We start from the raw sequence: 1,679 nt of genomic DNA on the forward strand, positions 1-1,679 counted from the left end.
CCATTCCCCATTCCCCATTCCCCATTCCCCGCCGGCTCCCTTCCACCCCGCCGCGGCGCGTGGTATCTTGCCCGCATGCCGAACCCCCTGGAGCCCCGCCCGTGACCCGCGTGCTCGAAGTTCCGCCGACGCTGGACTCCGACGCCTTCGACCGCCTGGTGGAAGGCGCGGAAGGCGCGGGCGAAGAGCGCCTGCTGGTGGACGCGCGCCACGTCCGCTTCGCCGATCCGTACGGGATGGTGGGGCTGCTTGCCCTCGGCGAGCGCTACGGCACCCCGGACCAGCGCCCGATCCTCCACCTCCCCACGGCGCCCGAAGTCACCGGGTACCTGGGGCGCATGGGGTTCCTCACGGCCGCCGAGCACGTCTTCGAGCTGCACAACGTGCCCAAGGGGCGGCGCGAGGGGCCGTCGGTGCTCCTCCCCATCACCGTCATCGACACGCACGAGGACGTCCACGGCGTCATCGACGTGCTGAACGAGGGGCGCATCTCGTCGCTCCTCAGCGAGCAGCTCGGCTACTCGCGGGCGGACGCCATCGGCTTCAGCATGCTCCTCTCGGAGGTGTCGCAGAACATCATCGAGCACGCGGACGCACCGGGCTGGGTCTCCATCCAGACGTACGATTGGAGCCGGCGCAAGGTGGGGCGGCGCGTCGCGGTGATCGCGGTGATGGACCTGGGGATCGGCTTCCAGGGGTCGCTGCAGCGCGAGCACTCCGCCCGCTTCGGCGAGCGCTGGGGCGACGCGACGGCGCTCGAGGCGGCGTTCATCCACGGCGTCACCCGCTTCCGCGACCCGGGGCGTGGGCAGGGGCTCAAGCAGATCCGCAAGAAGGTGGGGCGCTGGGGAGGGAAGATCGCCATCCGCAGCGGCACCGCCCGCATCGCCGACGTGCCGGAGTGGGACGACGGGGTGCCGATGGAAAAGGACCTGGCCCCATTTCCCGGCGCGCAGATCCTGATCGTACTGCCGGCCAAGGACCCCGCGGGCCCGGCCCCGGATGCGCCGCGCGCGCGCCCCGGGCTGCGCGCGCGTCCCTGAGAACACACCTCCTACACAGGCATTTCATGAAGACCGCGACCTTTGAGACCAACAAGGGCACCTTCACCGCCGAGCTGTACGACAAGGACGCGCCCGGCACGGTGGAGAACTTCGAGAAGCTGATCCGCGACGGCTACTACGACGGCATCGTCTTCCACCGCGTGATCCCCGACTTCGTGGTGCAGGGCGGCGACCCCATCACCAAGGGCCCCAAGGGCCTCAACGAGCGCGGCGTGGGGAGCGGCGGCCCGGGCTACACCATCAAGGACGAGCTGGTGGGGAACCCGCGCAAGCACGAGCTGGGCGCGCTCTCCATGGCGCACGCAGGGGCCAACACGGGCGGCAGCCAGTTCTTCATCGTGCTGAGCGAGGCCAACACGCGCCACCTGAACGGGGTGCACACGGTGTTCGGCAAGGTGACGCAGGGGATGGACGTGGTGAACCAGATCCGCGCCGGCGACCGGATGGAGCGCGTCACCGTCGCCGACGACGCGCAGGCTTGAGGGTGGGGCCGCAGGCTCTCCGCATGCAGCCGCACCCCTTTGCGCCGCGCCGCTCGGTGACGTCGCTCTTCAGCAACCTGGTGACCCGGCCCACCGGCCGGGCCATCCGCACCGGCGTGGAGAGCCAGCTCGC

2 protein-coding genes are annotated in these 1,679 nt (G+C 70.7%); both read left to right on the forward strand.

Annotated features, from left to right (window positions below; all coding sequences use genetic code 11):
- The first annotated feature begins 101 nt into the window (after nucleotides 1-101).
- Entirely contained in the window at nucleotides 102-1,043 is a 942-nt protein-coding gene (locus VF647_04825) for an ATP-binding protein (GenBank protein HEX8451399.1), read from the forward strand.
- A 26-nt stretch (nucleotides 1,044-1,069) separates the two neighbouring features.
- On the forward strand, nucleotides 1,070-1,546 hold the full coding sequence (locus VF647_04830; protein HEX8451400.1) for a peptidylprolyl isomerase: 477 nt from the start codon (nucleotides 1,070-1,072) through the stop codon (nucleotides 1,544-1,546).
- Nucleotides 1,547-1,679 lie beyond the last annotated feature (133 nt).

Origin of the sequence: Longimicrobium sp., assembly GCA_036387335.1 — a bacterium.
Classification (GTDB): domain Bacteria; phylum Gemmatimonadota; class Gemmatimonadetes; order Longimicrobiales; family Longimicrobiaceae; genus Longimicrobium.

Bases quoted from the DNA above. Each gene is read 5' to 3' on its own strand.
- VF647_04830 (HEX8451400.1), top strand. From the start codon at position 1,070: ATGAAGACCGCGACCTTTGAGACCAACAAGGGCACCTTCACCGCCGAG.